This is a genomic window from Kitasatospora sp. MY 5-36, from assembly GCF_001182915.1.
GTDB lineage: Bacteria > Actinomycetota > Actinomycetes > Streptomycetales > Streptomycetaceae > Kitasatospora.
Map to the genome: position 1 here is coordinate 1 of NZ_LFVW01000282.1, position 3,720 is coordinate 3,720.

4 protein-coding genes are annotated in these 3,720 nt (G+C 72.8%); 1 reads left to right on the forward strand and 3 read right to left on the reverse strand.

What is annotated here, in order from left to right; genetic code table 11:
- Positions 1–234: 234 nt before the first annotated feature.
- Positions 235–1,887: a phospholipase D-like domain-containing protein gene (locus AE652_RS19735; RefSeq protein WP_234348451.1), complete on the forward strand. Its 1,653-nt coding sequence runs from the start codon at positions 235–237 to the stop codon at positions 1,885–1,887.
- Between the two features lie 89 nt (positions 1,888–1,976).
- On the opposite strand, the gene AE652_RS19740 is transcribed toward AE652_RS19735, so the two are convergent.
- The 3 genes from AE652_RS19740 to AE652_RS19750 all read right to left on the reverse strand — a co-directional run.
- The gene (locus AE652_RS19740; protein WP_049653354.1) at positions 1,977–2,330 is read right to left on the reverse strand and encodes an antibiotic biosynthesis monooxygenase; all 354 of its coding nucleotides are present in this window, start codon (positions 2,328–2,330) and stop codon (positions 1,977–1,979) included.
- Between the two features lie 131 nt (positions 2,331–2,461).
- A complete protein-coding gene (locus AE652_RS19745; protein WP_049653355.1) occupies positions 2,462–2,767 on the reverse strand; it encodes a GNAT family N-acetyltransferase in 306 nt (101 codons plus the stop codon).
- 129 nt (positions 2,768–2,896) lie between these two features.
- The coding region (locus AE652_RS19750; RefSeq protein WP_049653357.1) for an alpha/beta fold hydrolase at positions 2,897–3,720 on the reverse strand (824 nt) is incomplete at its 5' end.

Here is a 3,720-nt window from a genome sequence, read left to right on the forward strand (position 1 = left end):
TGGCGCGGGGTGCCGGGGGCGGCGGCCGCGGCCACGGTCGCGGCGAGCGGGAAGCGGGGCGTCGCCGTCACCCGCTGACCGGATGGGCAGCCAGGGGCCGGGGCTCGCCGGGGCCGGTCGGGCCTGCTCGTGCTCTTGTCATGCGCAAGTTTGATGGGGTGTTACCAGCAGGTAGTCTCTGGGTGTCTCGTAGGCGAACAGCACGACGCCTGCCACGTTCTGAAGGATCCTCACGTGTACCGACCCGGCTCCCGCCGACCCCGCCGCGCCCTGCGCGGCGCCCTCGCCGCCGTCGCGGCCAGCACCCTGATCACCGTCCTGTCGGCCGCGCCGTCCCACGCCGCCCCCGCCCCCGCACAGGGCGCGGACACCACCCACATCGACGCCGTCGAGCAGGTGCTGCGCCAGGTGTCGCCCGGCCTGGAGGGCACCGTCTGGCAGCGCACCGACGGCAACGCCCTGGCCGGCGCCGACCAGGCCGGCGGCCCCGCGAACTGGCTGTTCCAGACGCCCGGTTGCTGGGGCGACGCCACCTGCGCCGACCGGCCCGGCACCCGCGCGCTGCTCGCGAAGATGACCGCCGACGTCTCCGCCGCCACCCGGACCGTCGACGTCTCCAGCCTCGCGCCGTTCCCCGACGGCGGGTTCGAGGACGCCCTGGTCGCCGGGCTCAAGGCCTCGGTCGCTGCCGGGCACCGCCCGGTGGTGCGCATCCTGGTCGGTGCGGCGCCGCTGTACAACGCCAACGTGCTGCCGTCGCGGTACCGGGACGACCTGGTCGCGAAGCTCGGACCGGCCGCCCCGTCGGTCAGCCTCAACATCGCCTCGATGACCTCCTCGCGCACCGCCTTCTCCTGGAACCACTCCAAGCTCCTGGTGGTCGACGGACGCACCGTCCTCACCGGCGGCATCAACGGCTGGAGCAAGGACTACCTCGACACCTCGCACCCCGTCTCGGACGTCGACCTCGCGCTCACCGGCCCCGCCGCGACCTCCGCCGGCCGCTACCTGGACACCCTCTGGGAGTGGACCTGCGGCCGGACCGGCCTCCTCGACAACGCGTGGTTCGCCTCCTCGGACGGCGGCGCCTGCCGCCCGTCCATCGAACGCGAGCTCAACCCGTCCGCCCCCGCCGCCGGGAACGTCCCGGTGATAGCCGTCGGCGGCCTCGGCGTCGGCATCAAGGACGCGGACCCCTCCTCCGGGTACCGGCCCGGTCCCGTCCCCGGGGCGGCGGACGCCAAGTGCGGCCCGCTGACCCTGCACGACAACACCAACGCCGACCGCGACTACGAGACCGTCAACCCCGAGGAGAACGCCCTGCGCGCCCTGGTCGGCAGCGCCCAGCGGCACATCGAGATCTCCCAGCAGGACCTGAACGGCACCTGCCCGCCGATCTCGCACTACGACTCCCGGCTCTACGACACGCTGGCCGCCAAGCTGGCCGCCGGGGTCAAGGTGCGGATCGTGGTCAGCGACCCGGCCAACCGGGGCACCGTGGGCAGCGGGGGCTACTCGCAGATGAAGTCCCTCGCCGAGATCAGCGACGTCCTGAAGGCCCGGCTCACCGCGCTCACCGGCGACCGGGGCAAGGCCGACGCGGCCCTCTGCGGCAACCTCCAGCTCGCCTCCTTCCGTGCGGCCCCCACCGCCGCCTGGGCCGACGGGCACCCGTACGCGCTGCACCACAAGCTGGTCGCGGTCGACGACTCGGCGTTCTACATCGGCTCGAAGAACCTGTACCCGGCCTGGCTGCAGGACTTCGGCTACATCGTCGAGAACCGCAACGCGGCCGCACAGCTCGACCGCGACCTGCTCGGCCCCGAGTGGAAGTACTCGCAGGCCGCCGCGACCGTCGACTGGTCCACCGGGACCTGCCGCGCCTGAGGTCGAGGCCTGAGGCCCGACGCCTGATGGCCGGCCGGGGCGGGCGCTGCTCACTGCGGCGCCCGCCCCGCTCTGCTCTCACCCGGGAGCTACGCCCGCACGAACCCGTGGCTGCGCTCCACCTTCGCCACGTGCAGTGTGTAGCTCTCGTACCAGTCGGCCCGCCCGCGCTTCTGCGCGGCGCGGTGCTCGGCGTTGGTCCGCCACTGAGTGAGGGCGTCGGCGTCGCGGAAGTACCCGACGGTGATGCCCAGTCCGCCGGGCGTCTGCGCGTGGTCCATCCCCAGGTACCCGGGGATGTCGTTCACCAGCTCTTCCATGCGGGCGTTGGTCTCGCTGTAGTCGCTCTGGTCCTGCGTCCGGAGCGTGGTGAAGACGGCCACGTAGTACGGGGGTTCAAAGGCCTGGACGGGTGCGACGGGTGCTTCGGAGTGATCACTCATGCCGCCACCGTAGGGCGGCACGCGTCCGGTGATCCAGTGTCTTTACCGAACGGTGGAACAAGGGTTCGGGATCTTGACCGAAGTCGTCCGGGCCCTCCCGCGGCGGCCCGGACGGCGAGGTACGCGGCTGCTCAGAGGCCGAAGCGGGCCCTGTGGGTGGCGGGGACCAGGTCGGCGTACTCGGGGTGCTTGGTGATCCAGCCGCGGATGAAGGGGCAGTAGGGGAGGACGGCGAGGTGCTGGTCGCGGGCCGTGTCCAGGGCGGCGCGGGCCAGTCGGCCGGCGAGGCCTCGGCCCTCGAAGCGGGGGTCGATCTCGGTGTGGATGAAGGCGATCTCGTCGCCGGAGCGGTGGTACTCGGCGAAGCCGGCGAGTTCGCCGCCGTCGTGGATCTCGAAGCGGGACTTCTCGGTGTTGTCGGTGACGGTCTGCTCCACGGTTCCTCCTCGGGTGCGGCGGGTCGCCTCGGCGGACGACCGCTGGTGGCCGGCGCCGCTGTCAGCAGCATAGTTGAATACTCAACATTTGTCTGCCGCGACGCGCGGGGCGGGTGGGTGTGGACGGTCTCAGCCCGAGACGGTCCGCCCGGTGCGGTACGGCGCCAGGAACGCCGTCAGGGCGGAGAGCATCGCCTCCGGGGACTCCTCGGCGGGGTAGTGGCCGCACTCGGGGAGGACCAGGGTCTCCACGTCGTCGGCGGCCAGCCGCATCGTCGCGCCGACCGAGGCGCCGAGGTTCGCCGCTCCGCCGATCGCCAGGACGGGGAGGGAGAGCCGTCGGGCCGCGCGCTGCCGGTTCTGGGCGATGGTGGTGTCCAGTGCCCGGTAGAACTCGAAGCTGCAGCGCAGCGCCTGCGGATCGGCGGCGAGGATGTCGACGTAGTGCCGGACGGCGTGGTCGGGCAGGGGCTTCGCGGACTTCGTGGCGAACTGGTGGCCGAAGTAGAGGTGCTCCCGCCCGGCGACCAGTTGCTCGTTGACGCCGGCGAGGCGGTTGAAGGCGAAGTGCCAGAGCCGGTCGTTGGCCTCCTGGCTGCCGAAGAGCGGCGGCGTGGGGGAGAGCCCGGGGATCGCGGCCTCGGCGACGGCCAGGCGTTCGAGCCGGTCGGGGTGGTCCGCGGCCAGGGCGTAGCCGGTCCACATGCCGACGTCGTGTCCGACCATGGCGAACCGGTGGTGCCCGAGCGCGTCCATGAGCGCCACCAGGTCGCGGGCGAGCGTGCCGGTGTCGTACCCGTCCAGGGGCTTGTCGGACAGCCCGACGCCGCGCGGATCGACGGCGACGACCTGGAAGTCCCGTGCCAGCGCGGGCATCAGGAGGCGCCAGGCGTACCAGGTCTGCGGCCAGCCGGCGAGCAGCAGCAGCGGCGGGCCCTCACCGCCGGGGACGG

Excerpts from the sequence above, each read along its gene's own strand:
- AE652_RS19740 (WP_049653354.1), bottom strand. The coding sequence starts at position 2,330 with ATGAGTGATCACTCCGAAGCACCCGTCGCACCCGTCCAGGCCTTTGAA.